This is a genomic window from Geobacter psychrophilus, assembly GCF_056821595.1.
In genome coordinates, this window is sequence record NZ_JBXDTU010000002.1 from 61,907 (window position 1) to 88,092 (window position 26,186).

Sequence of the window (26,186 nt, forward strand, 5' to 3'; positions counted from 1 at the left end):
AAATTGTTATCTAACAAGGCGGAAGGCTGTCTGCTATTGTTCCTTATAGTCCCTTCAGATCCTTACCAGCAGTGAACTTTCCACTCTTACTTGCTACAATCTGTATCTCTTTGCCAGTCTGCGGGTTGCGACCTTTGCGGGCGGCCCTGGACGCAACGGCGAAAGTGCCGAACCCCGGGAAGGCAATCTTGTCACCTGCCTTGAGAACTTCCGTAACTGTACCAACGAACGCATCTACAGCTTCGGCCGCGGCCACCTTCGTTAAGCCAGTCTTCTCTGCCACTGCTGCCACAAATTCTGCTTTTGTCATGTTATTCCCCTTTTTGTTAGTGCTTTGTGAATTCGGTCAAGCCCCGATTTTTTTTTCCATCATCGACATCTCGTCTGCCATGATATCGATAATCATAGCCCCTTTGCCGGCGGACTTTTGAAAGTATTTGCAGAAGGCCATCAGCCCGCTCTCTTTTTTTGCGATCGCCGCGGCCAACATTCGATTTATCAACTCACGAATTTTAGCACGGAGATAGGCCTCAGCTTTGTCTGATAGGATTTTTTTAGTTTTTGTGCTCCCTGGCCCCAGGATGGTTTGGGTGAATTCAGAAAACGCTTTGAAATATGCTTCAGTGGCATCAAGAAAGGAAAGACATAATTCTTCTTCACCCTCTTGAAATCCGAAGTCTACTTCCTTTTTTGGTGGCCTCACTGGCTTGTCAGCTTTAAAGGAATTGTCTTGTTGCTCATGCAGTAGGACTCTTCTGATATTATCGGTAAACCGGAGTTGCGGCCGGTTGTGATTTATATTTCCCATTCATATCTCCAATTCTAAAACCCATACTGATTTTGCCGCCATCTCTCCAACACCGCTTCATCACAAACGGGAAGGCGGATCAACCCATCTTTTACCGCATTTGCGATAACCCCGCCGGCGGACGGCATGACTCGATTTCCATGAAGCATGTAAAAATACCAGCCAAACGGGTAACCCACCAGCGCATCGAACTGCTGCAGCTGCTCCATGACGCCATACGGCGAAGCCTCCCAATCCGGGGATATGACGGGTAAAGCCAGTCCGCCATCGCTTTCAGCCCACTGCGGGATCAGCGAAAGGCGCCGCAAGCCATTCGACTCTTTCCACTCGCCCGTTTCCACCCACCAGTGCTCACAAAAGCGATACCCGCCCTGCCCTGCGGAGCTTTCGCGCCAGTCCTGGAACAAGCGATAACCGGTGGGAAGGCGATCAGACCAATTCGGGCACATGTCGGCAAACGGGACTTCGTATGATATCGAACCACCACCAGGTCCGGGAGTGATCTCCTGGATCCGGACAGTTTTCCCCTCTTGCTCCGGCAACTGCGACAACCGCCAGGCCCGATCGCACTCTACCAGCTCACGGAGGAAACGGCGGATGTTGGTGAGCTTTTCGACCTGGTAGCGCGAAGGGGATAATTCCATCCGCTCATTGTCGCCAAACATCATACATGGCCCGGTCAAGAGATCCTGCCTGTCTTCCGGCGGGTACGACTCTTTAGGATCAAATAGGCGCTGTGTTGTCAACTCGGACCCGTGTAAAATCGTCAACTGAAAGAACGCATCAGGATCCGGTCCGAAGGACGCTGTCAAATACAAACACGATCCGACTCTTTCAGTCCTCACCAACCCGCTGTTCTTGTGTTTTTCCCAAACTGCCCGGGCATCGCCGCCGGCCGTGGCCAACTCCTGGTCAACCCACTTCCCGAGTTTGTCGGTTACCCGCTTTCCCGCTTGATCAGCAACCCCGACGTCCCAGGTGCGGCCATCGTTTTCCTGCTGCAGGCGGAACGGGGTCTTTGGATATCGGGAATTCAGAGCAGCGAGCAACGGGCCGTGGCCGGCCACCGGCGGGAGGTCAGCAACAAGGCGGGAAATCTCGGAGATGTTGAGGAGTTCAGTTGGCATATCAATCACTTTTTGCCGCTTTATTAGGTCTGATGATAATCTATGGTGATCATATACACATTTGACGATTTACTGGCTCTCCACGATTAACCAGGAGCTCGCTAAAATCATTCTTGATCCGTTGACTGCATGGAGACACCGAAGGCCCCAGAAAGGCTTATATTGCGCCTGGAGGATTTCCCGCCTGGTTGAACGAATTCCCGCCGTTGGGAAGGTTAATTTGGAAGGTTTTAGGGACCAACTTTAGCAACCAGTTCAAATTGAGCCAATCGTTGCTTTAATTTTTTGGTAAACAACATCGTCAATGTTGGCTTTATTATCCACAACGTACGACATTATTTTATCGACTTGTTTGCTCCGCTTCGGATCGAACATCATTTTTCCGCAGTGAATGCACGTGGGAAAATTGTGAATGGTGGATCTTCTGATTTCGTTCACTTTCTCACAATTGTAACAGCTCAGAGTGAACACATGTTCGGAAGCACCTTTTGTGTCGTTGATGTCCGCGCCACAGTGCTTGCATTTAATGGCTTCAAGGCGAATTATTTCCGCACAGAACGGGCACCGCTTTGTTGTGGCTGCAGATGAATTCAGGTCAATGACTACCTGTGATGAAGATTTATTCTTTCCCGGAAGACAAACGACAATCAGGATAATTCCAGCCACCAGCGGAGATGTTACAATAGCAATTACGGTCCATAGAAGACCGCTCCTGCCGTATTTACTGGCAGCAACACCGACTAAGACTGCAAATAAGAACCATAAAATGCCGAATACCATAATCTCTCCCGGCCAAAATTATTCTCTGAAATTTTTGAACAATTCCCGCAGTTCTATCTCTGCAACCATCGGTTGACCGTCTTTATATTGCTCTTTTGCAAAACTGCTGATCTGAGCAAATAGTTCAACAAAAAGCGGAGATTCTGGATTGCTCAGAAACGCCTGAAATTTACTCTCACCTTCATTGGCTTCGATCAGGGCCTTGGCCTCTTTATCGCGCTCCAGCTGTTGTTGGAGAGCTTCTGCCCTAATTTCAAGTGGAGATTTGTAGTTCACTGGCTTCGGAAAACATCCAGCAGTTTTACGAAGGTGTCCGAAGAACCAGCTAACGGTATCCTTGGTTACGGTTTCCCGCCGGTTGTTGGTCTCCAGATCAAATCTGGCCCAATCGAGTTGTTGACGCATCTGGCTTGCATCAACTTCAAACTGCTGACACCACTTCTGAGCCTGGCCTTCTCCAAGTCCTTCACCTTCCCAGTAAGCGCCAACAGCGCCTGAGAGGATGAAACCATCAGACGGTCTAAGGGTGTCGCCATTAGACGGTATGACGGTCTGAGAGTCAGACGGTTTTAGGGTTTCTTGGTCTGACCCTGTGACGGTCTCACGGCCCGAAGTGGTAGTAGTTTTTTCTTCCTGAAAAGACTCTCTACTACTATGTACGGTTAAACCGTTTGTCGGTCTCACGGTCATACTGTCAGACGGTCTCAGGGTCTCAGGTGGGGTCTGATGGTTTCGATAGTTCTCTTGCCCCAACCCACCAGCGTTAATAAAATGATCACACAACGCTTTATTCAGAACGTACGAAAATCCTTGAAAGGCTGCATCACGAACGGTGACAGGCTTATGCATAAAACCTTTAGCAACCAGTCGTAACAAGGCTTCCCGCACAGATGGTATTGTAATGTGAGTGTGATCTGATATCGCCCTGGCGTTGGTGACCCCGGATGTATTTGCTATCAGACACTCTAAAACGCATGCCTGGTTATATGCCAGGTTGAGTACGTCGAGAGGTACGTATTGCATGGGGGTCTGATGGAGGGTCTTAGTGTATGAGACCGTCTGATGGAGTTGCCCTGATACGTTCTGAGCCTGAGACGGTGTGACCGTATCAGCGTCTAACGGTGTTACCGTGTCACCGTGTGACCGTGCGACGGTCTTACTGTAAAACGGTGTCACCGTGTCACGGTCTAACGGTGTGACTGTTTGACCGTCTAATGGTGGCGCACTGAGACGGTCTGATGGTGCCGCTTCGTCAGGAACCTTGAGTATCACTGGCTCGACTGCAGGCTCTTCAATAGTAACAGTTACCGGCAGAACCGGCTTTATCCTAACAGCAACCGGCTTGATAACGGGTTCAGTTACAGTGACGGTCTGGACTTCAATAGCTGGAGAGGGTGCGGATTCATGGAGAGCGCGGAAGGTGGCGTTGATGCCTTCGTCACCAGCCATTGACTCGCCGAAGTCGATAGTTCCCTTCTTTTTCTTCTCCGTCACGCCCGTTTTTTCAAACATGGCAGTGAAGCGATTTGAAGCCGGACCGGTCATTTAAGTAACTCCAGGAGCTCGTCCGCAAGAAGTTTAAAGCGCTTAGCTCCAGTAGAGTGGGGTGCAAACCGAATAACGGTCTTCCGATCGGCTTCTGCTTTCTGGATGTCAGTGTTTGAAGGGATCGTGGTGTTGAAGATTTTCTCTCCGAATTGCCGGCGGAGATATTCAACTGAAGTTTTGGATATGCTTGCCCTCATATCGACCTTGTTGACAACGGCCCGGAGGAATTTTAGTCCATGTTTAACGGTGGATGAGGCAGCCTCGATTGCTTCATACGCTGATTTAAACCCGTCGATGGAATAACGGCTGCCAGCTTCTATTGGTATGATCGCAGAGTCGCTGCAGATAAGGGCCATCATGACAAAGAGGCCCAGGTTCGGCGGGCAATCTATCAAGGTAAAGTCATAGTTTGCTTCAGCATATTCACGAACATTATCTCTTAACAGGAAATAGCTTTGCCTGACATCACTGTACAGGTCCACTTCTACAGTGTCGGTGCTATTCGTGTTGGGAATAATATCCAGATTGTCGTATGCGGTAGGATAGATACATTTTTCGACAGAAAGGCCATCACGATAGAGGTTGAAAAGGGTGTTGGCACCGACCGGCGGCGATAAAATACTCGTGGTATTGGCTTGCGGATCCTGGTCAATGACAAGGACTCTTTTACCGCGATTGGCAAGAGCGTGTGCAAGATTTTGGGTGACCGTGCTCTTGCCGACGCCCCCCTTGTTGTTGATTATAGAGATAATCACTGGCATTCCCCCTGTTTCGGGTATTCAAACATAATTGTAGTTAGTGGTTTATATACCCCTTAACTGTTTATGACGTCAATGTTTTTTTGTGGAGTATGTGGTTGATTATAACTTTAAGATAGGTGGGGGTTGTGTGGAGTCATGATATTAAACAGGTTAAGATTATAAAGACAGAGGGGAAAAGGGCAGAGGTTTTTAATATGCAAAGCTGTTGAACAATCAGGAAGTCGAAATCATTTCTTCGTGGATAAAACCTGCAAGGTCGCCTATTTGACCTATCGTGGAAGCCAGTTCAAGAGCAGCCATGTACTGGTTCCGACGTTCCATCCGGATGATGGTCCAAGGATACCCCCCGGACGCAAGCATGGTGTTCATTAGGAAGCGTCCGATCCGTCCGTTGCCATCCATGTAAGGATGGATGAATACAAAAATAAAGTGTCCCAGAACAGCCCGTACTGCGGCATGGTCTTCTGCAGCAAGAAGTTCAAAGAATGCTTCCATGCAGTCGATAACCGCGGGCTTTGGTAATGGTACATGCTGAGATCCCTTGATATAGACGGGCTGATCTCGGTACCCGGCCAGGTCAGCCGGTTTCAGAATGCCAGATTGCACGGACGGTGAGAACATCTGGGAGTACCATTCCTGATGGTCCACCTCTACAATTTTGCCTGGATTGTTTCCGTCCAATATCTTCTTGATACTCTCTTTTACAGACTGGAAGGCCAGGTTGTAACCCTTGGCAGCCAATGTGTCCCGCTGTTGCCGGTCACTCTCGTTACCGTCAGGATTCCAGATACCGTCACGGATCTGTTTAATCAGATGAGGAGTAACCTGATACCCTTCAATGGATAATGAGTTATAGGCGTCATTGACATAAATCTCATCGATCCTGCGGAGATATTCAAGATGATCTGCCGACATGCCTGGTGGCTGGGGGAACGTATTTATTACTTCTTCCCGCATTGACTTCCACATCCCCTGGATGCGCCCGACATACGGAGACAGAACCCTGACACCCGAAGCAAGGAAAGGGACCGTATTTTCAAACGGGTTAACAGGTTTGACCGGATACCCACCTGCTGTCATGCTAGCAACTATCCGGGTCGACATCTGTTCTTCGCCAAGGAAATCATAAGCGCCGGCCAGCCGGGCTGCAGCCGAAACGCTACCGGTTTCCAGCAGGACTCGGAGTGGTGCTGAAGAGTCCCGGATCATTCGCAGGGCCAGCTCTGCATCGGCTGGGTTTTGTTTAAAAAACGACGGGCTTGCTTTGCAGAGAGCAGTCGGCAGATCCATTACCCAGATATCGTTTAGCTGCTCTCTGCTGGTGGGCAGATTTTTGCTGTCCTGGTAGATAAGCAACGAAGTGTCAAACGGAAGCTTGAGAGTCTGTGATCCCTTATCTTTCGTGATGATTACTAATTGTCGGGGGACAACAGTCGCCCCTGTGTGGAGATGCAGTGAGGACTCAGAGGACAGGCAATAGTCCGCTCCAAAACGATCATTCAGATACGCGGCGATAAATGTCCAGTAGGAAGCGAACCATGGAGTGCTGCTGCCGTCGTTCAGGGCAGGGCGGGTTACGATGTACCAGCCTTTTACTACTTCCAGAAGGAAGTCATTTTTCACAAGACGTTCTCGGTGCACCCTGCTGATTGCGGACGACCGTACAACATTCCCTTTCTGGATGCTTTGCAGGGCTTCGAGCGATGCCGCCAGTTTTTCACCTGGAGTTGCCATAAGAACTACTTTCAATAATTTACTATGTTTTTATGCTTTAGATATACAATGTTTTCATGCTTCGCGTCAACAATGTTTTCATGTGTTGAGTTTACAATGTTTTCATGCGATCGTTCACGGACTATGAAACTTTCTGGGAGACGGAATAACGGAAGGGATGGGAAGGAACCAGACGGAATTTAGTGGTCTTCCACCTTAACTGCTACCGGACCGTTATCCACCAGCTCGCCCCGGGTAATTAACTTGTCGATGTAGTCGTCTAGGGCTCGTCGAACATGTTCGGACTCACTCCCCCCGATTTCAGTGCGGATCTGAGCAAATAAACGTTCCTGGCGTGGTGTGATTATTACGCGAAGCATTTTTGTGGATGCAGAACCTGTACCTGGCGGCCGACCTTTTGTTTTAGGGGTGCTTTCTGTCATTTGATTAAATATCTCCTCAGTGCAATAATAATCATAGCATTAATATAGCACTTGAGTATATAAGGTCAACAAAGATATATTTCGGGGGGATTATGGAACCGATAATGATGGAGTTGGTCTGGGAAATTATAAATGAAGCCGCTGTTGCTCCACCACCAACGCATCCAGGAGCAGCATATCCTGGGGAGATGATCTGCCATACCCTGGAGGATGCCGGATGTGCTCATCCTCAGGTAGATGCTGGTTGTGCTTACATTGGTGAATGTGCAGCTGGTCCAGGTATGTGAAGTTCACTAAATCGTGATGAGCTCTTCTCCACGATACCGGGCAAAAAAGCTTTTGCCACCACACTTACATTCTTTCGCAACAGGCAACCGATGACTGCCTGTATTGTTATGGGCAACAACAATTCCACATTTTGCACAAATTCATTATTTTCTCCCAAACTTGTTAATAGCTAAAGCTATCCAGATAATCACTCAAGGCAACGTGCAAAGCATCCGGCCTGTAAGCTAAAAAAGCCTGTGCCTTCTCTCTATCACCATGTATGTCACCAACAATGATTGCCATTTATCCTTGAACCTTGCACAGTACTCACGTTGTTAGAGTGATATCGGCACATGAGAGTATTTTTGTTCATTTATGATCTCCATCAGACTTGAATGATATCTGTGATACAGGGGTACCTATATTCCGCTCCTCCGGTGAATACATGCAGGTTCGGTAGGATCTCGACGTAACCTTGGCTATGGGTATGGCCACAATAGACCGTCAACGTAATTTCGGGATGTTTCTCCATGGTCGTCCGCAGGACCTCCCCGGTTGCCTTACAGCTGAAGTGCGGCAGAAAACTGTCGTCAGAAATTTTCCCGAGATGCCAGCATGCTTCCTGGAATGGTGGGACATGCAGGGCAACGATTATCTTTTTGTAGGTCCCAATTACATAATCCAGCTGTTTCTGAAGATGGTGGGCGGCTGCATCGCCCAACTGGTTCTGTCTCTGCAACCGCAGTTTTCTGGTTGGCTGGCGTAGCTCTTCGATATACACATAGTCGTTCAGTTCAACTGTCGAGCCAAGTGAATCCCCAAGACGTCCATCGGCCCAGCCCTCATGGCCAATCAGGCAGGTATCAGAAGTTAAGGCAACGGGGCCAGCCTGAGATAGCCAGACCAGCTCCGGGCAAGCGTTCACGACCAAAGACACCTCGCTTTTTACCTTCTCGATGGAGCTGCCATAGTAATCGTGGTTCCCGAGAACAAAATAGATCGGCCGGTCGATCTCCTGCGCCAGATCCTTCAAGTGGGTGGTCAGCATTGAGGAGGTGGCTATATCGCCCGTAAGCAGTACGGCATCGACCCCGGTCGAGCGGATCGTGCCGCACAGCGCCTCGATTTCCTTCTGTCCCACAAAATTTAGGTGTATGTCGGTAAGCCAGGCAAGTCTCATAATTATGTTCACACTTTTACATCATTTGTTAAACGTGGCAAGCGGTCTGAATCATGTGCCATTATCACACTATTGATTGTCGCTTACTGTTGCCATGGACAAAACACACCGGGCACCAGGTACCGCTCTGCATTCTGTCAGCAGTTGCTTCCCATTGATGCCCCTCAGCACACTCCCACAAATACGGAGTCCGAGCGTTGTTATAGGTAGTAGACAGACACTTGCCACCTTTCACTGCGGCTCGTTCCTGCAGTACGGTGATGCTGAGCCGTGCATTCCTGTTACAATGGGGACACCAGGAACCTTGTGAGACGGCATTAAACGATGCCTGCCACGTATGTCCCTTGGCACATTCCCACGGATAGAGCGAATTGCGATTGGTATAGACCGTCGCCCGGCTCTTGCCACCACGCTCTGCGGCACACTCATGGAGTTTTTCGAGGGTATGAGTTACATTACCAGCGCATTGTGGGCACCATGCCCCGGTTCGCAAGGTATAGGGTACTGTCCACCAGCTATGTCCTTTCTCGCACTGAATCTGGATCTTCTGGTCTGAGGAAGTGATCCCTCCAGTAATCAGTTTTCCCCCGCGTGCCTCAATTATCACCCGGGCTTCTGCGGTCCGGTCCTGCTGATAGACCTTTGAAAAGTCAATCTCTGTGGTAAATGCCGGCACCTGGATATGGCACCTGGTCATGGCCTCTACAACGTGTGCAACCATCTGTTCGGGCCTGAGTCCTTGCTTGAACGTCTCGATGGTGGCCAACTGTAACAGCTTGCCGTCAAGCCCGCCACTCTCATTGATTCGGGCTATGACTGCCCGTTTCTCCAGATCGTTACGCAGAGTCCGTTGAAATGCTTTCTCATCAGCCACTTTGCCTGACATCGGTTGATAATGGTAATGGCCCTGATATTCAAATGCGATACCAAGTTCCGGACAGAAGCCATCCAACTCCATCCTATAGCCTCTGCTATTGCAGAGCCATTCCGGCCGATGTTTATTGAATTCCCTGCCAAAGATATGTTCGAAGATCGTGCGACACATGGCCTCGCTAATCAGGCAATTGCAGGTAGGGCACCATGTACCTCTCATTATATTATTTGGTGTTGTAATCCAAGTGTGCCCCAGGAAGCATTCCCATTTCAGGTGGTTATTCGTATTCTGATATTTCGTCGATATGCAGCGCCCTCCTCTCGTGCTGGCAAGCTTCTGCATGTCCTCAATGGTGTATTTGAGCCGGTTGAGGCGCCGGAGTTTGGCGTTATAGCAGTGAGGACACCATGCATCAGATGCCGTAATTCTGGTTAAAGGGGCTTCCCATTGGTGCCCATCGGCGCATTCCCAGAGTACTTTCTGATTTATTCCGGTCGCCTCTGTGGCTAGACAACGACCTCCCTTCTTCTGGGCAACAGCTTGGAAATCGTCCAGGGAATATTTACGCCGATTTGGGCGACCGTCCTGTGCGTAGCAACTGGGGCACCATGATCCTTGTGTAACACTGCTTGGAACCGCTTGCCATTGATGCCCCTTGTCGCACTCCCAGAGGAGCTTTGTAAGTGAGTTTTTGTAGGTGTCGGAAAGGCATTTTCCTCCTTTGGTAGCCGCCAAGTCTTGCATATCGGTGATGGTGACCGTGGTCTTGCACTGCGGCAGTCGGGTCCGGGCGCATGCGGGGCACCAGGAACCCCGCATGACATTGTAAGGGATTGCCTCCCATGTATGCCCTTCGGCGCACTCCCAGAGGAGCTTGCTGTCAATATTGATATACTCGGTGGAAAGGCAGCGACCTCCTCTGCTGTGGGCTAATTCCTGCATCATATAAATCGTGTGCTTGCGGGCACTGCCTGAGCCGGATCGGCGGCGCTTCCTGACTTCAACTGTTGGTAGGGCTTCTGCCAAGGCACGTATTTGGTCAATAATGTCATCAAATGACGGTGTGGCTGTTGTGTCTGAGCTGCTCTCCAGGCCTGTTTGTCTGGCAATCGGTGAATCGTACATGATGAGTTCCTCCCCTAGTGATGAATTTCCAGCTATGGAGGTGGTATACCATCAGTAATGGCCGAACACAACTAAAAGTTGTTATGAAGACAACTATCGGTCTATGTTGCCCCTGATGCCGTCAGGGTATCCTCCCCATGAAAAGGGGTGGATCATGGGCAAGATACTCAGTGGGGTTGAAATCGGTTTTCGGTTACGGGTGATACGACAAAAGGCCGGATTGTCGCAGGAGCAGCTGGCAGAGATGATGGCAATCACTCCGCAGCAGATCCAGAAGTATGAAAGCGGCAAAAGCAAGCTGAATACCGATCGGTTGCAGCAGGTTGCGCAGGCCTTGTCAGTGCCATTGATGGCGTTCTTTTCAGATCAGGATGACCATATAGCCTTTGGAAATTCGGAGAGAGTGCTGATTGAGGCATATCGGGCGATACGTAATCAGGACGTTCAGGAGAGTGTTGTGAAGATCGTGGTACATTCGGCAACAAAGGATTAGAAATCTATTCTACTTTCCTCCATCCAGAATGCGCATTTTAAGGTCCTTACCGGTTTTGAAGAAGGGAGCTTTCTTCGGTTTTACCTCAAGCTGAACCCCCGTCTTGGGATTGCGTGCCGTGTAACCGTCATACTCCCTCACCTCAAAACTGCCGAAGCCCCTGATCTCGATTCGGCCGCCTGAAATCAAGGTATTGGTCATGCTTTTGAAGATTTCCGTGACGATCTTCTCGGCAATGAGATTACTGATGTTCTTTTCGTTTGCAAGCTGACCAACCAATTCTGATTTTGTCATTCTGATCTCTCCGCAAGTGCAATCACTCGTTTAGACCACTCAATAGCCCTGTGAAACCGCTCCATGTCATCTGCTGCCGGAAGTTGGCCGCTTGTCATTTTGAGCGAAGTTTCCTTCAGTTCTTTCAACGCCGCCAGCAAATCATCTTCCATCAATGTCACAGCTAACCCCCACGAAATCAGAGGAGATTTTCTAGCATATCCACTACAAACAGTCCAAGGATATTATTGTCGGAACGTCAGGGGCTGAGTCGACTGCTGGTAAGGCGTTAATGCTTCTGATTTTGCACGATCATAAGTACGTTAATGAAGAGGCTTTCCAGTGGCTATTTGGGCTAAATTTTGATATGAACGAACTGCCTATCAATCCAAATAACTTGTGAAAAATAATGACTAAATTCGAAGAAACAGAACTGATTGAATTGAAGAAATCCACCTCCGAACTGAAGGAGGCGGTCATTTCCATTACTGCCATGCTGAACAAGCACCAGCACGGAGAAGTCTGGTTTGGCGTCAAGAACGATGGCACCGTTGCCGGCCAGCAGATTTCAGAAAAGACGATTCGTGATATAGGGGTTGGCTTGGAGCAGGAGGCGCTCCTGATTGACAACTAAAAGTGTTGAGTACCCGATTGGGCATCTTCGTCTGGATTTCTCAATATGTCAATGCCTTGTACCATTGGTTGACTCTTAGTCGGTGGCAACTTAAACATCTCCTCTTTGCGATTCTCAATCACGTAGTGAACCTGGCAAAGAATTCGATAGCTTGAAAAGAACCTGTTGAAAGCAGCTTGGAGTTCCTCAGCCCACTCCAACCTATTAGGTTGCTCGTAGAAAAGCCGCTCGATTTCCTCAACGCTTTCGAGCAGATGGAAGAAGTTATTTCGGAACTTTCTTAATGCGCCGTCATGCTTCTTCAAGAGTTTTCCCAACTCGTCAGCCTTCGGAATCAACTCGACAAAATCCGAGGGGCGAGCATCCTTAACCAATCTGCGAATCCCCAACTTCTTGAATCCCTCGGCGGTCACACCAAGTAAGCCGAGCCAGGTGCAGAAGTAGATGGACAGTTGAACATCATCATTCTGGTTCAGTCGACTGCGTTGGTTCCTTTTGGTAATCAGCCTCTTATAGTTATTGAGCATTAGCTCACATGCCAAGAAATAGTGGGCATAGAGAGACAAGACGGCATCTTTGTCGCGATGGGGCAGAATTTGAGTCACGTCGCTATCAAGCGGCAACCGACAGATCGTCCCAAGTGGATTGATCTCTGGATTTGCGGTCACGGAATATCGGGCCTCCTTGGCGACCACGGGGCTGAGGCAGCCGGCGCAGGTTAATCTCGATGACCGCCTGTCGCCGATGGTTGGACTGGCTTCTCAGATGCTTTAGCCCCTTCTAGGGGGAAACCCAACATTCGCACTAAAAAGCGCAAAGTAACATCACGCTCCATGCCTAACCAGACAGTATTACTCGACAAAATTTATGCATTTCAACATTTTTCCGACCAGATTATCACATGAATTCTCAACCAGCATTCACTCAGCTGCATATTCCGGATGAATCCGACCATGGTTCCGGCGTGAAACCGACCGCAATTCCGATTTGAATCCGACTAACATTCCGCTGGCAAGCCACCATCGTCACCAGTCAGTTACCCATCAAGGCATGGCACGATGCCATGCAAGACCCAACGCTGGCTGACGCTATTCTGGACAGACTGGTGCACAATGCCTACAAAGTCGAACTAAAGGGTGTATCCATGCGGAAGAAGCGGGCAACGCTTGACCATAAAACTCAAAATGTGACAGATTGTCTGAGATAATGTGCTATAAAACAAACACCCATATATTCAACTGGCTATAGGTATCTATGGAATTCATAAAAATACTTGGACTTTATGTTCTTACCGCCATTGCGGAAATTGTAGGCTGCTATCTGCCTTATCTTTGGCTTAAACAAGGACGCTCTGCTTGGCTGCTTTTACCGGCGACAGTCAGCCTTGCTGTGTTCGCCTGGCTTTTGTCACTTCATCCTACAGCGGCAGGTCGTGTTTATGCTGCCTATGGCGGTGTTTATATCAGCGTTGCTATTCTTTGGCTGTGGGTTGTAGATTCCATCCGCCCCACCATTACAGATTGGGTCGGTGTAATTGTCAGTTTGCTTGGCATGGCAATCATCATGTTCGGTTCCCGCAGTGCCTAATTGCGGCACTTAACAACAAGCATCAGGGTATCAGGCTAACGTAATTAAATCACATACCTTGCGACCACAACGACCTTGGTCGCTTTCGCCGGAACTCTGGTCGTATTCATAGCGGAACACCGGTCGTCATCACGTCAGTTCCTTTGGTCGGTTTCACCGGAATACGCACTCAGCAAAGTAGACAAATTCATCCATCAAGCTGCAAGCGGCAATCGTGCCTCCATATCCAACTCAAAACGCCCATAGGGATTGATATGCTGGGTGATAAGCGGACTCAGCGCCGCCAAATCCCGTGGCGTCATCCGCTCCGACCATCCAGGCTCCTCAAGTACCTGCTGAATCATCAAGGTATTGATGTAGACCATGCTTGCTTGCAGCAGATGCAGACACAGTAGCCCCATCTCCTGATTGTCCTTCCGGTTCGTTGAAATCTCACCACGTTTACCGTAGTAAATGAAGCCGTTGGTGCTGTTCCAGCTTTCAACCACGTTGAGGCCTTCGTGGATCTCCCTTCGCAGTTCTTCTGAATCCAGATACCGGCAGAGAAAGACGGTCTTGATGGCCTTACCCAGCTCTGCTAATGCCTTGTAGGCAGGATGCTGTATGTTGTTTCGGCTAAATCGGCGTAAAAGACTTTCCGCATCTGCCATTCCCAGTTTTAGTGCGACTGCATGCTTCACCATGGTATCAAGTTGCTCTTCAATCAGCTCCCAATTGATTGCCTTGGCTGCCATCACCGGATTGATGTTGGGAAAGTCCTGACCGGACTCTGCCTTGTACAACTTCTGTCTGTTGATTCCTTTCAAGCGCGGCATCAGTTCAAACCCGAGCAACCTGCAAAAAGCAAATGCGACGGCGTTCTGGCCGTGACTGTCTACATATTGGCGGTCAACTTCCATTTCGGTACAATGTCGTAGCACACCCTGAATCATGGCAGCGGCTTGTCGTGGTAACTCCAGATATGCACAGAGTCCACCATTCGGTCATCCCGCGGGAGACAAACAGCAGCTTCGGCTTTAACCTCCCCTGGTGGGATCGTCTGTGTGGTACCTACCGACCGCAACCTGAACAAGGGCACACAGAGATGAGCATCGGCCTCAAAGAGTTCCGGGACTCGACGAAGTTGACCCTACCCAAATTGCTCCTTCAGCCGTTCGTTCGCGAGTCAATATAATATATTCTTGACAATTCAGAGCGAGTTAGACAGAATTAAAAAACTATTTATGCGAAGACTAATCCCTCTAAAATTCTTTTCTCGACTTCTCCTGATTATCATGCTGATCGTCACGATCAATGGCGTGCATGAAAGTGCTCACGCCATGCAAAGTCATGTAACAGCTGCAATCGATCAAGCATCTCCTACGGAAATCTCTGCATCTCACCAATGTCCTTGTGCCCCTCTCGAACAACACAAAGATTATGATGGTTGTGATACCTGTATCAACTGCACCTGTCATGCGCCCCTGACCATCCAACCGTTTCAACTCAGCTGTAATCCATCCGTTCTGGACAATCTGTACGCGTCCGCCCCATTCAACTTCTTACCCAAAGTCTATCTTTCCCTCTTCGTTCCACCCGATTCAGCCACCGTATAACCATCTGTCTCCCTCAATAATTCAATAGTATCCCTTTTCAAACGGCCTTTGTGTATCCACACACTGCCGTAGCATATTCATCTATCTGGAGGTTTATCTGTGACACGCTCAATAATGGCGCGTGGAACTGCTCTTGCCATTTTTCTGGCGGCATTCAACTGCCTGCCGGTACTGGCCGAGCCCGCTCCCCGCAGCATCAATGAAATCGTCGTAATGGCCCTGAAACACAGTGCTGAACTGACTGCCTTGGAAAAGGATGTAGCAGCAAAGCAATCGCTGGCAATTCAGGCCGGAACAATCAGCAATCCGACCTTGGAACTGCAGGGTTCCACCGGCTCTCTGACCGGCAGCCCTGACGAACGTACGGCATCAATCGGCATTAACCAGGAGTTGTCCCTGTACGGAAAGTTGCGTCTTCGACGCGAAGCGCTACAGCGTGAGGCCGAATCACTTCAACGACAGCGGGACAACGTCGCTCGGCTACTGAAGGTCGAGGTTATCACCTTGGCTCTGGACTACTCACTAACATCCAAACGTCAGGAGCTTGCAGCAGAGTTGGTGCAACTCAATCGCGATCTGGTGGTTATCACTGGAGAACGATACAAGGCAGGAGATATCCCCGAGTTGGAACTCAACCTTGCAAAGGTCGAACTGGCCCGGGCCGAAAGCCGACTGCTGGAAGTCGAGCGAGAAAGAATACCACTTCGTATCAAAATTTCATCATTGACCGGACTGAATGAAAACGACGTCAATCTATCCGATAAGCTTTCAGCACCGATACCATCACCAAAAACCCAGGATCTTGTAAAGCAGGCCCTGATCACGCGCCCTGACCTCCTGGCGCTGGCGCTTGAACGTGACAAGGCCGAGACAGAGACCCGTCTGGCTAAAGCAGAAGCGCTTCCCAATCTGACAGCCGGACTCTTTGCCCAATGGCAACGAAGCTCCGTTGAGGTTGGGGGTATGTCATCAACCAGCAGCGATACCCAACTTGGGCTGCGCCTGTCCATGCCGATCCCTGTTTTTGACCGCAACAAGGGCGGCCGGGCCGCTGCCCAGGCACATCTGGATGCAGCAGATTCACGCATACTGGCGTTGGAGCGGACGATCACCGCCGAAGTTGAGGCCGCCGTCTCGCGCCTTTCATCGTCAGAACGCATCCTCTCCCTGCTTGAGCTGGGTATCATCCCGCAACTGAGCGAAAACCTGAAGCTGACCCAGGAAGCCTACCGACTCGGTGAGGTGGGTATTCTCTCGGTCATCGATGAACAGAAGAAGTTCTTTGAGGTCAACGACGGTTATCTGTCAGCTTTGCACGGCAGACGCGTGGCTTTTATCAAACTTGAAACAGCAGCAGCAATAGATCTTACCGGAGGTATGCAGTGAAGAAAAAAGTAATCGTAATCGGGCTTATCCTGGCAGTCGCCTTAGGCGGCGGCATTTACTATCTCACTTCCCAGAGTAAAAGCGGTGTCGTGGAACATGCCGAAGATAAAGAAGCTGGCCACAAGGATGAAAAGGCCGGCGCCCATAAAGAAGGCAAAGATGGCCATAAGGAAGAAAAAGAAGGCCATGAAGGGCACGACGAGGCCGGAAGTGTCAAGATGACTGCCGAGGTGCAGAAGCAAAACGGTGTGGCGGTGGCGCCGGCAAAAAAACAGCGGATGGCTGGTGTGATTAGTGTCACCGGGAAGGTGGAAGCCAATGCCGACCGGATCGCCCATGTTTCACCACGCATCAGCGGCAAGATCGTTGCCGTCAGGGCTTCTCTGGGTGACAGCGTCTCAGCCGGACAGGCCCTGGCGACCCTGGACAGTGTCGAGCTTGGCGAAGCCTTGGGCCGCTATCATCAGTCAAAAACCAAACTGGCCCTGGCCCAGTCCAATATGGATCGGATCAAGGGTCTGGTGGACAAGAAGATCGCGGCCCGCAAGGACATCCTCCTGGCCGAGACCGACTACAAAACCGCTCAGACCGAGCTGCACACCGACGAAGAGCGATTGTCCTTGTTTGGTGTCTCAACCTCTGACCTGAAAGGGGAAAACCACAAAAAGCCACTCCTGCCGGTCCGTTCCCCAATCGGCGGTATCATCACCGAGAAACACGCCATTGTGGGCGAGCTCTCCGATCCTTCAAAAAGCCTGTATACCGTAGCCGACCTGTCCAACGTCTGGGTGATGGTGGACATCAACGAAAAGGACCTGGCCAAGGTGCGCAAAGGTCAAACAGCGATCGTTATGGTTGGTGCATTTCCCGACCTGAAAATGAAGGGGCGTATCACCTACATTGCCGACCAGGTCAATGAATCCACACGCACGGTCAAGGCGCGAATCGAGGTTGCCAATCCGGGGCGCAAGCTCAAGCCGGAGATGTTTGCCACGGTAGAACTGGCGCTGGCTGCAGATGCGCCGCCGGTGCTGGCGGTGCCGGAAGATGCGCTGCAGGATCTGGATGGTAAAAAGGTGGTCTTTGTTGCGGAAAATGAAACTGAATTCGCGGCGCGGCCGGTTCAGGCAGGTCGAACGGCAGCTGGCATGGTTGAGATCATTTCCGGCCTGAAAGAAGGCGAAAATTACGCGATCAAGGGATCGTTCATCCTCAAGTCAGAAGTGAAGAAGAGCGAAATGACAGACGAGCATGGCCATGGCAAGTAACAGAAATTTTCTTACATAATTGACCTAACGGGAGCGAGACACCGATGCTAGAAAAATTGATTGCATTTACGTTGCGGCAGAAAGGGATGGTCATATTCCTTTCGCTGCTAATAATTGCATTCGGATCGTACTCATATCTGAAACTACCGATTGATGCTTTTCCGGATGTAACGAACATTCAGGTTGAAGTGGTAAGTCATGCCGATGGTCTTTCGGCAATCGAGATCGAACGGAACGTAACCTATCCGATTGAAATGTCCATGCGCGGTCTGCCCGACATCGAACAGATGCGTTCGGTGACCAAGTTCGGACTGTCGATTGTCACGATTGTCTTCAAGGACAATGTGGACATCTATTTTGCCCGGCAGTTGGTCTTTGAACGTCTGGCGGAGGCGCGGGAGAAGGTCCCCAAGGGGGTCGAAGTGGCCATGGGGCCGATCGGCACCGCCATGGGGGAAATCTACCAGTATACCCTCGAAGGAAAGATGCCGGATGATCCGCAGCAGAAAATCGCCTACCTGACCAACCTGCGCACCATTCAGGAGTGGATTATCACGCCTCAGTTGAAGAGTGTCGCCGGCGTCAACGAGATCAACTCCTTCGGCGGTTATTTCAAGCAGTACCAGGTGCTTGTCTCACCGGAGAAGCTGGTGAAATACGCCGTAACAGTGGATGACGTCTATACCGCCATCGGCAGCAACAATGAAAATGTCGGCGGTAACCTCCTCGAACGGGGTACTGATCAATACATTGTTCGCGGGGTTGGCCTGATCAAAGATGTCAGCGATATAGAAAATATTGTCCTGAAATCCCAGGGCGGCACGCCGACCTATATTCGGGATGTGGCACAGGTGAAGGTCGGTGAGGCCGTCCGGATGGGCGCCGCCATGAAGGACGGCAAGGATGAAGCGGTCGGCGGCATTGTCATGATGCTGCGGGGCGAGAACAGCCGCGACGTGGTGCGCCGGGTGGCGGTAAAAGTCAAGGAAATGAATGAAAACAACGTGCTCCCAGAAGGGATCAAGCTCGTATCCTATTACGATCGCAGCGACATTGTCAAAGCGAGTGTTTCAACGGTCAACAAGGCGCTGATCGAAGGCTCTATCCTCGTCCTGATCGTGCTGTACCTGCTGCTGAACAGCATCCGTGGCAGTATCGTCGTACTCATCGCGCTGCCGTTGTCGCTCCTGGCCACCTTCATCGTCATGAAACTGGCGGGGATCACTGCCAACCTGATGTCCCTCGGCGGCCTGGCCATCTCCATCGGTATGATCATCGACACCACCATTATCCAGGTGGAAAACGTCCAACGCCATCTGAGTGAAGAGGGGGGGGAGCATCCCAAGCTATTGACTGTGCTGAAAGCGGTCATGGAGGTCAGAAAGCCGAGTATCTTCGGCGAGCTGATCATTGCCCTCACCTTTATCCCGATCCTGTCCCTGGAAGGAATCGAAGGGAAAATGTTCGGTCCGCTGGCGATCACCGTTGCCATTGCCCTGCTGTCATCGCTGTTTCTCTCTGTATTTGTTATTCCGGTACTTTGCATCATGTTCCTGAAACCGCACCCGGAAAAAGAGAGTTTCATCATGAAGCACGCCACCAGGCTGTATCTGCCGCTGCTCAATTACGCCATGAACACGAAGCGCGTGGTCTTGAGTGTTGCCGCAATTCTTCTGGTTGTTTCACTCTTCCTGGTAACCCGGCTGGGGACGGAATTTATCCCGGTCATGGATGAAGGGTCGTTTGATATGGACGTTTCCCTGCTCCCCGGTGTTTCCCTGGCCAAGGCGATGGAAGTAAACCAGCTGGCCGCGGCAAAGCTGAAGCAGTTTCAAGAATTGGATACTATTGTAGGACGGACCGGGCAGACCGGCGTCGCCATGGACACCAGGGGCTCGGATAAAACCGGCTATGTCGGTGTTTTCAAGCCAAAAAGCGAATGGAAGCGAGACATCACCAAGGAAGAAGTTACCAACGAGATGCGTAAGGCTCTGGAGTCGGTTGCGGGTATTCAAGTCGGATTCAGCCAGCCGATCCAGTGCCGCATCGATGAACTGGTGGCCGGCACCCGGGCCCAGCTGATTCTCAAGCTGTTTGGTGAAGATATCACTGTGCTCAGTGAAAAATCGGCTGAAATTGCGCGAGTTCTCTCCACTGTTCGCGGGGGCACCGATCTGGCTGCGGAAAAGGTTACCGGGCAGCCTTACCTGACTGTCAACATCGACCGGGCGAAGATTGCGCGCTATGGCCTGAATATCAGTGATGTGCAGAAGGTCATTGAAATCGCCGTCGCGGGGAAATCAGCTTCCAAGTTTTATGAGGAGAACCGTAGTTTTGACATTACGGTGCGCCTGCCAGAAGAAAAACGGAATTCCCTGGAAGCCATCAAAAATCTGATGATCACCACCAAAACCGGGATCAATGTTCCGCTCGAACAACTGGCCGAGGTGAAAATGATCGAAGGGCCGGCGCAGATCAGCCGCCAGGACGGAAACAGAAGAATCGGCATCGAGATGAATATTACCGGTCGGGATATCGGCGGCTTTGTAGCCGAGGCGAAACAGAAGATCAAGGAACAGGTCAAGCTGCCGCCGGGATATTACCTCACCTGGGGCGGGCAGTTCGAGAACCAGCAGCGGGCCATGAAAAAATTGATGATCATCGGACCGGTGGCTATCGGCTTGATCCTTCTTCTCTTGTACGTAACCTTCAGATCCATCCGCCTGGCGCTACTGGTCATCTCGAACCTGCCGTTCGCGCTGATCGGCGGAGTATTTGCTCTCTTCATCTCCGGGCAGTATCTGTCAGTGCCTGCGTCGGTGGGTTTTGTCGTCCTGTTTGGGGTGGCGGTTCTAAATGGACTGGTTCTGGTATCGCGCATCTCTCAATTGCGTGATGAAGGATTTGAACTGCCGGAGGCTATCAGGAAAGGTGCTCTCGACAGGTTACGTCCGGTATTGATGACAGCATCCATATCAATATTCAGCTTGATCCCGATGCTGATTGCCGGCGGAGCCGGGTCTGAAATACAGAAACCACTGGCGACCGTTGTTGTTGGCGGACTGGTGACTTCGACACTGCTGACCTTGCTGATTATTCCATCAGTGTACAGTTGGTTTGAGAAGAGAACGGTTGAGGAAGAGATGTAACTGAATCTGTCGTAGTTGATTATCACTATAAAAGACACATCAGGGAGAAATCTATGAAAGAGATTAAAGCAATCATTCGACCATCAAAATTACTGGAAGTCACTGAAGAACTCCATGCAATCGACGGCCTTCCGGGAGTAACAGTTTCGGAAATCAAGGGATTCGGTAAAGGGAAGGCTAAGAACGCTAAGGACAAGGTTGTATATGAGTTGGTTGAATTCATCCCCCGTATCCAGTTGGAAGTTGTTGTTTCTGACGATATGGTCGCTGAGGTTGTCAACGTGATCCAAAAATATGCCCATACCGGCAATACCGGCGACGGGAAGATATTTGTGTCAACGGTGGATGAAATCGTGAAGATACGCACCAACGAAAGAGGCCCAGGTGCTGTCTAACCCGAAGGAGATTGCTCAATGAAGCACGTAATCGCCTACAGTACAAAACCGGGTAAGAAGCGACTGGGAATGTATGGACTACCAGTTTCACGGAAGGAATCAGGTCGATCAGATTGATGTTGAATAGCCGGGAAATCTAGGGGGACTAAATGGGTTTCTTAATAGCTCAAGGAACCGCCGTGAAGCGAAAGCGGCTCACAATGGAAGAACTAGCCATAATATTTACCCGTGTAAAAAAAACACATGAATATATGTCAGATATCCTCCCCATTCATTCGGAGAAGATACTGGCTTTAGTGGCGAATTACCCGAAATATGGGACAAAAAGGCTCTCAGACTCTCTTATTCATGAAGGGATATTTCTGACTCCGCGCTCAATTTATAAGTTCCTTGTTAATCATAATTTAAACCGTCGTTCACTTAGAATGTCTTTGAAAGACAACCAAAAGGAGACCAAATTATGAAAAGAGTAATCGTATCAGTTTGTGCCGTAGCTGTTGCATTTGTTGCTCTTCCTGTTTTTGCCTCCGTGCAAGCTGAAGGGAAAAACGACTGCCTGGTTTATGGTAAGAACAGCCCAAATGCAGTGGACAGTCTGCCGGAACGAATCGCTAAGTTGAAAACAGAAATTTCCAAAGGGGAAAAGGTTTACACTGCTGCAGAGCTGAAACTGCTCGAAAGTAAACTGAATGAAGACAACGAAACGATGAGAATATTGCAGAATCGATGAGGACAACGGTAAAGGTTTTCTGAGCATTTTCAGTCCTGAGCATGACTTAAAAAGGCTCAACAGGTAATGGCTGTAAATAAGGAGCCATCATGATTCAACAAAATACAAAGATTGCGCTGTCCACATTTAGAAGAAATGTGACCTTCATCGCACTTATCTCATATTTGTTTATCTTCGTCGTCAGTTTGTATGCAGAAGGGGATAGTACCAAATCAGGTCAAGCAGACAGGATCTTCAATAGGGCGTTCTTGGAGTCGATAAAGAACGTGCTGCTGTATGAACAGATTGTAAAAATGGTTGGAGTCCCAGGGGTGAAAGTTGGAGTCAGCTCAATAAAAATACCTGGTGATAAATATCACTGGAATGGCCGGGAAAACTCCTCTTTAAACATAAGAGTGAGCTCCGGTAAGATTGTCGATGCAAATGTTAAGACGCCTGACGGCCGCATCCTGTCTATTGAAGGCAATGGCGAAGTAACTGATTATGGGAAATAATTCAACATTAAACGGAGGTGGTGCCCATGAGACGCAGTGGAATAATTATATTCGTGATCGTGTTGTGTATCTTGGCTGCGAATGAATACTCTTTTGCTCTTGAAGAAAAAACAGCAGATGGAACTATTGTTCACGGTAGTAGCAACCTGAAGCTTGTCGATAATTTTGTCGAGGATGTTGTTTCCCTTCTGCCTCTGGAAATGATTCAGGCACTGGAACCTCATCTTGAAACAATGTTGAAGGAAGCAGATTTTAAAGTCCGGGAGGATTATTGGAAGCGGAAAGAAATCAGTCAGAATGAATTCAAAGAACGACTCGAATTGATAACGATCTGGGACAGTAGCAAGCTTGCCAGCCAACTGGGCAGCAGTGTGAAACATATATTTGAAATTGCCCTGCGTCCCAATGGCGGTGATGTGATGGGTGAGGGACTGAAGAAGAATTTGAGGGAAGTGCCAAACAGATGGAGAAACGAAAAGTATGTGGTGAACTACCCCGGCTATAAAGGGCAATCCATAGACGCCATACTTGTCTCTCTTTACGAAATGAAGAAGCACAGTAAAAACAACCTGTACCCGAATTTGGTTATAACTACAGCCGATTTGTGGAGTGCGGTTTGGCAAAAGGGCGGCGGTAAATCTCAAACAGTAACTAAAACATTTGTGCGGAAGCCAGCTGATTTCGATTTCAGAAAAAGTACTGGTCCGACTATCCAAAGAAGATAAGGAACTTGTAAATATGCAACCGCCTAAGATTTGGAAATATATTAGGGGCATATCAATAGCCTTTTTCTGTCTCTTGATTACCGTGCAGTCATCTGCGCACGGACTGCCGCATAACGAAGCGCAGGATGTTCAACAAATTACACGAGAGACAGCTGTGCAAGGCCCATGCAGCAATTGTCCCTGTGAAGATGAACATGGAGAGCGGGGGGGGGAATCGGCTTGTTCATGCTGTTCCAGTTTCGCGTCATTACCGAGAAATAGCTTTTTACAATCTTCCTCAATCACAACTATTTTATCACCTGCTGAGCCAAAGTTGTTGATGCCGCAGGTTTATTTTTCCATCTTTGTTCCACCCCAAAACTGCTCTTGGACGTAAACAACACTATGCTGAAACATTATTAAAGTGTTCAATCCGGCTATTATGCACTTCTGACGGAATTTACAACCAAGGAGCGTTATCGTGACAACAGATGAAAAAACAAAATCCCAATCCCTCTGGGACTTCTTTTGCTCGCTTAAACTGACCATGTTTCTCTTTATCACATTGGCGGTCATCTCAATCATTGGGACAGTCATTCCACAGGGATCGCCGCCTCCGGAATATTTGCAGACCATCAGCCCGGCCAAGCTGAAGTTCTACCAGTCTCTCGGTTTTTTCAACATGTACCACTCATGGTGGTTCATTCTGCTACTCTCCCTACTGTCCATAAATCTTATTGCCTGCTCCATCAAGCGTCTTCCCCATATATGGAAGACGATCACCCAGCCGGTAATGGTCATGGACGACAGCCTTGAGAAAACTCTGTCAAACCGCACGACCATTATGACACTCGGAGATGCGGCCACACTCAAGGATCGGGTTGCCAATGTTCTGAAGGCGGAATTCGCTGTTCCGGTAATCACTGAAAACGACGGCGCTTTCCATTTGTTCGCCCAGAAATCACCCTGGTCCAGGCTGGCCGTGTATGCCGTCCACTTGAGCGTGCTTGTCATTTTCATCGGCGCAATCATCGGTTCGCTTTTCGGCTACAAAGGGTTCGTAAATATTATTGAGGGGCAAACTATATCGAATGTCATGTCCCGTTCTGACAAGGAGATCGACCTCGGCTTTGCCCTGCGCTGCGAGCAGTTCAGTGTTGCCCATTATTCCAACGGCGCACCCAAAGAATTCAAGAGCATCATTACTGTGCTGGAGAACGGCAGGCCGGTGCCGAACTATATCAACGTCCGCGTCATCGTGAACGATCCCCTGACCTACAAGGGAATTACATTCTACCAATCCAGTTACGGTAATGCCGGTGAATACTTCTTTACCGCAAGCGACCTGAGCGGCAAGGATGGCGTTACGTTCCTGGTTGACCGCAACTCATCGGTCACGCTCCCTGACGGAAGCAGCATGCACATCATCGAAGAAACCGATGATGTCTCCAAATTTGTGCCCAACCTTACTGGACCAGCCGTTCAAGTTGAAATTCATGACCCACGGGGAGGAAGCGAGAAGGTAATCGTGTATGCCAATCACCCTGAACTGAATATTCAGCATGCCAAAGAGCATAATGGTGGACTGGTGCTGCAATATAAGGGGGCCAATAAAAAAATGTACACCGGCCTTCAAGTGGCAAAAGACCCTGGTGTGTGGATCGTTTGGGTAGGCTGCATTCTGATGATGGTGGGAATCTATGCCGCCTTTTTCATGTCCCACCGTCGCATCTGGGTACGGGTAAATAATGGAACCGTGACAATCGGCGGCAATGCCAGCAAAAATCAGGGAGGTTTTCAGCTTTTCATGGAGCAGCTGTGGACAAAGATCAAGAAGCAACTTCCCATAGAGGATAACAAATGACCAGTTCACTCCTGTTCAATATAACCACATTACTGTATCTCGCTTCCATGCTGGCATTCTTTGCCTTCATCGCTAACCGTGCCAAAGCGTTCGGCACGGCAGGTAGCGTCATTGCCTTTGGCGGTCTGCTTCTGCAAACAATCGCCATCGGCCTGCGCTGGAAGGAGTCTTACATTCTTGGCGTCGGCCATGCCCCGCTCGCAAACCTCTACGAGTCGGTCGTCTTCTTCTCCTGGACGATTGTCCTTATCTACGGTCTGCTCGATCTGAAATACAGGTATCGGGTCATCGGTGCCTTCGTCATGCCCTTTGCTCTGCTGGGCATGGCTTGGGCACAACTGGGGCTGAACAGCGGTATCGAACCGCTAGTGCCGGCCTTGCAGAGTAACTGGCTCATCTATCATGTCATCACCTGTTTCCTGGGATATGCCGCCTTTGCCGTCGCCTGCGGCATTTCCATCATGTACCTGATCAGGGAACGGCATGAGCGGTCCACACCTGCCAACGACCAGAGCATTGTCGCCATATTTCCAACAAGCAGGGTCCTTGACGACCTGAACTACAAGTCGATCATGATCGGCTTTCCGCTCCTGACCCTGGGAATAATCACCGGCGCCGTCTGGGCAAATTATGCTTGGGGAACTTACTGGAGCTGGGACCCGAAGGAAACCTGGTCGCTTATTGTCTGGTTCATCTATGCTGCCTTTCTCCATGCCCGCATTACCCGCGGCTGGGCCGGACGGCGGGCGGCCTGGCTTTCGATTGCCGGCTTTGCCGCTACCATCTTCTGTTATCTCGGGGTGAATCTGCTTTTGTCGGGACTTCATAGTTACGGCGGGTAAAACCGACTCATAGTCAAAACGGAAACGAGCCTTATTTAGATTGTTATTTGTCCTGAGCAGGACATTAAAAGGCTCACGCGGATTTATCCGGATGAAAAGGACTATAGATGACCCCACAACATGCAAATCTTGAACTGAACATTCGC

Annotated in this window: 25 protein-coding genes and 2 pseudogenes; 13 read left to right on the forward strand and 14 right to left on the reverse strand. The window is 49.8% G+C overall.

The genetic code is table 11. From position 1 onward, the window contains the following. Positions 1–43 precede the first annotated feature (43 nt). The 10 genes from ACOCF6_RS00485 to ACOCF6_RS00530 all read right to left on the reverse strand — a co-directional run bounded on the left by ACOCF6_RS00485 (position 44) and on the right by ACOCF6_RS00530 (position 10,626). Entirely contained in the window at positions 44–310 is a 267-nt protein-coding gene (locus ACOCF6_RS00485) for an HU family DNA-binding protein (RefSeq protein WP_482458424.1), read from the reverse strand. Between the two features lie 36 nt (positions 311–346). Further along, the gene (locus tag ACOCF6_RS00490) at positions 347–808 is read right to left on the reverse strand and encodes a hypothetical protein (RefSeq protein ID WP_482458425.1); all 462 of its coding nucleotides are present in this window, start codon (positions 806–808) and stop codon (positions 347–349) included. A gap of 14 nt (positions 809–822) precedes the next feature. Then, the gene (locus ACOCF6_RS00495) at positions 823–1,935 is read right to left on the reverse strand and encodes a hypothetical protein (protein ID WP_482458426.1); all 1,113 of its coding nucleotides are present in this window, start codon (positions 1,933–1,935) and stop codon (positions 823–825) included. Between the two features lie 255 nt (positions 1,936–2,190). Continuing rightward, positions 2,191–2,715 carry a hypothetical protein gene (locus tag ACOCF6_RS00500; RefSeq protein ID WP_482458427.1) on the reverse strand — a complete coding sequence of 175 codons (525 nt, stop codon included), beginning with the start codon at positions 2,713–2,715 and terminating at the stop codon, positions 2,191–2,193. A gap of 18 nt (positions 2,716–2,733) precedes the next feature. Continuing rightward, positions 2,734–4,260 carry a hypothetical protein gene (locus ACOCF6_RS00505; protein ID WP_482458428.1) on the reverse strand — a complete coding sequence of 509 codons (1,527 nt, stop codon included), beginning with the start codon at positions 4,258–4,260 and terminating at the stop codon, positions 2,734–2,736. Next, entirely contained in the window at positions 4,257–5,018 is a 762-nt protein-coding gene (locus ACOCF6_RS00510) for a ParA family protein (protein ID WP_482458429.1), read from the reverse strand. The genes ACOCF6_RS00505 and ACOCF6_RS00510 overlap by 4 nt, the downstream gene beginning before the upstream one ends. Positions 5,019–5,237: 219 nt before the next feature. Then, positions 5,238–6,758: a Fic family protein gene (locus tag ACOCF6_RS00515; RefSeq protein ID WP_482458430.1), complete on the reverse strand. Its 1,521-nt coding sequence runs from the start codon at positions 6,756–6,758 to the stop codon at positions 5,238–5,240. Between the two features lie 179 nt (positions 6,759–6,937). Further along, on the reverse strand, positions 6,938–7,180 hold the full coding sequence (locus ACOCF6_RS00520) for a hypothetical protein (RefSeq protein ID WP_482458431.1): 243 nt from the start codon (positions 7,178–7,180) through the stop codon (positions 6,938–6,940). A gap of 652 nt (positions 7,181–7,832) precedes the next feature. Then, positions 7,833–8,627 carry a metallophosphoesterase family protein gene (locus ACOCF6_RS00525; RefSeq protein ID WP_482458432.1) on the reverse strand — a complete coding sequence of 265 codons (795 nt, stop codon included), beginning with the start codon at positions 8,625–8,627 and terminating at the stop codon, positions 7,833–7,835. A 64-nt stretch (positions 8,628–8,691) separates the two neighbouring features. Continuing rightward, positions 8,692–10,626, reverse strand: a complete 1,935-nt coding sequence (locus tag ACOCF6_RS00530) for a zinc-ribbon domain-containing protein (RefSeq protein ID WP_482458433.1) — start codon at positions 10,624–10,626, stop codon at positions 8,692–8,694. A gap of 154 nt (positions 10,627–10,780) precedes the next feature. On the opposite strand from ACOCF6_RS00530, the gene ACOCF6_RS00535 reads away from it, so the two are divergent. After that, a complete protein-coding gene (locus ACOCF6_RS00535) occupies positions 10,781–11,119 on the forward strand; it encodes a helix-turn-helix domain-containing protein (RefSeq protein WP_482458434.1) in 339 nt (112 codons plus the stop codon). 9 nt (positions 11,120–11,128) lie between these two features. Here the strand turns inward: ACOCF6_RS00535 and ACOCF6_RS00540 are convergent, their stop codons facing one another. Together ACOCF6_RS00540 and ACOCF6_RS00545 are read right to left on the reverse strand one after the other, a co-directional pair. After that, positions 11,129–11,413: an HU family DNA-binding protein gene (locus tag ACOCF6_RS00540; RefSeq protein WP_482458435.1), complete on the reverse strand. Its 285-nt coding sequence runs from the start codon at positions 11,411–11,413 to the stop codon at positions 11,129–11,131. Further along, positions 11,410–11,574 carry a hypothetical protein gene (locus ACOCF6_RS00545; RefSeq protein ID WP_482458436.1) on the reverse strand — a complete coding sequence of 55 codons (165 nt, stop codon included), beginning with the start codon at positions 11,572–11,574 and terminating at the stop codon, positions 11,410–11,412. Before ACOCF6_RS00545 ends, ACOCF6_RS00540 begins: the two co-directional genes overlap by 4 nt. Positions 11,575–11,801: 227 nt before the next feature. On the opposite strand from ACOCF6_RS00545, the gene ACOCF6_RS00550 reads away from it, so the two are divergent. Further along, positions 11,802–12,026: an RNA-binding domain-containing protein gene (locus ACOCF6_RS00550; protein WP_482458437.1), complete on the forward strand. Its 225-nt coding sequence runs from the start codon at positions 11,802–11,804 to the stop codon at positions 12,024–12,026. On the opposite strand, the gene ACOCF6_RS00555 is transcribed toward ACOCF6_RS00550, so the two are convergent. Then, positions 12,023–12,694 (reverse strand): hypothetical protein, encoded by a 672-nt coding sequence (locus tag ACOCF6_RS00555; protein WP_482458438.1) that lies wholly within the window; start codon positions 12,692–12,694, stop codon positions 12,023–12,025. The two genes, ACOCF6_RS00550 and ACOCF6_RS00555, sit on opposite strands and share 4 nt — an antisense overlap. A 344-nt stretch (positions 12,695–13,038) precedes the next feature. Here ACOCF6_RS00555 and ACOCF6_RS00560 point away from each other — a divergent pair. Further along, positions 13,039–13,233: pseudogene (locus ACOCF6_RS00560) on the forward strand (ATP-binding protein); the annotation flags it as partial. 47 nt (positions 13,234–13,280) lie between these two features. After that, complete coding sequence (locus ACOCF6_RS00565) at positions 13,281–13,613, forward strand: YnfA family protein (protein ID WP_482458439.1); 333 nt, start codon at positions 13,281–13,283, stop codon at positions 13,611–13,613. 194 nt (positions 13,614–13,807) lie between these two features. On the opposite strand, the pseudogene ACOCF6_RS00570 reads toward ACOCF6_RS00565, so the two are convergent. Next, positions 13,808–14,584, reverse strand: a pseudogene (locus ACOCF6_RS00570) (Tn3 family transposase); the annotation flags it as partial. A gap of 723 nt (positions 14,585–15,307) precedes the next feature. On the opposite strand from ACOCF6_RS00570, the gene ACOCF6_RS00575 reads away from it, so the two are divergent. From ACOCF6_RS00575 to ccsB, 9 genes are all read left to right on the forward strand, one after another. Then, positions 15,308–16,594 carry a TolC family protein gene (locus ACOCF6_RS00575; protein WP_482458440.1) on the forward strand — a complete coding sequence of 429 codons (1,287 nt, stop codon included), beginning with the start codon at positions 15,308–15,310 and terminating at the stop codon, positions 16,592–16,594. Beyond that, complete coding sequence (locus ACOCF6_RS00580; RefSeq protein WP_482458441.1) at positions 16,591–17,862, forward strand: efflux RND transporter periplasmic adaptor subunit; 1,272 nt, start codon at positions 16,591–16,593, stop codon at positions 17,860–17,862. Before ACOCF6_RS00575 ends, ACOCF6_RS00580 begins: the two co-directional genes overlap by 4 nt. Positions 17,863–17,906: 44 nt before the next feature. Next, complete coding sequence (locus ACOCF6_RS00585) at positions 17,907–21,011, forward strand: efflux RND transporter permease subunit (protein WP_482458442.1); 3,105 nt, start codon at positions 17,907–17,909, stop codon at positions 21,009–21,011. A gap of 53 nt (positions 21,012–21,064) precedes the next feature. After that, on the forward strand, positions 21,065–21,406 hold the full coding sequence (locus tag ACOCF6_RS00590; protein ID WP_482458443.1) for a P-II family nitrogen regulator: 342 nt from the start codon (positions 21,065–21,067) through the stop codon (positions 21,404–21,406). A gap of 460 nt (positions 21,407–21,866) precedes the next feature. Then, positions 21,867–22,136: a hypothetical protein gene (locus tag ACOCF6_RS00595; RefSeq protein ID WP_482458444.1), complete on the forward strand. Its 270-nt coding sequence runs from the start codon at positions 21,867–21,869 to the stop codon at positions 22,134–22,136. 89 nt (positions 22,137–22,225) lie between these two features. Next, positions 22,226–22,630: a hypothetical protein gene (locus tag ACOCF6_RS00600; RefSeq protein WP_482458445.1), complete on the forward strand. Its 405-nt coding sequence runs from the start codon at positions 22,226–22,228 to the stop codon at positions 22,628–22,630. 26 nt (positions 22,631–22,656) lie between these two features. Then, entirely contained in the window at positions 22,657–23,355 is a 699-nt protein-coding gene (locus ACOCF6_RS00605) for a hypothetical protein (protein WP_482458446.1), read from the forward strand. 460 nt (positions 23,356–23,815) lie between these two features. Then, positions 23,816–25,198: a cytochrome c biogenesis protein ResB gene (resB, locus tag ACOCF6_RS00610; RefSeq protein WP_482458447.1), complete on the forward strand. Its 1,383-nt coding sequence runs from the start codon at positions 23,816–23,818 to the stop codon at positions 25,196–25,198. Beyond that, positions 25,195–26,040 carry a c-type cytochrome biogenesis protein CcsB gene (gene ccsB, locus ACOCF6_RS00615; protein ID WP_482458448.1) on the forward strand — a complete coding sequence of 282 codons (846 nt, stop codon included), beginning with the start codon at positions 25,195–25,197 and terminating at the stop codon, positions 26,038–26,040. Before resB ends, ccsB begins: the two co-directional genes overlap by 4 nt. Positions 26,041–26,186 lie beyond the last annotated feature (146 nt).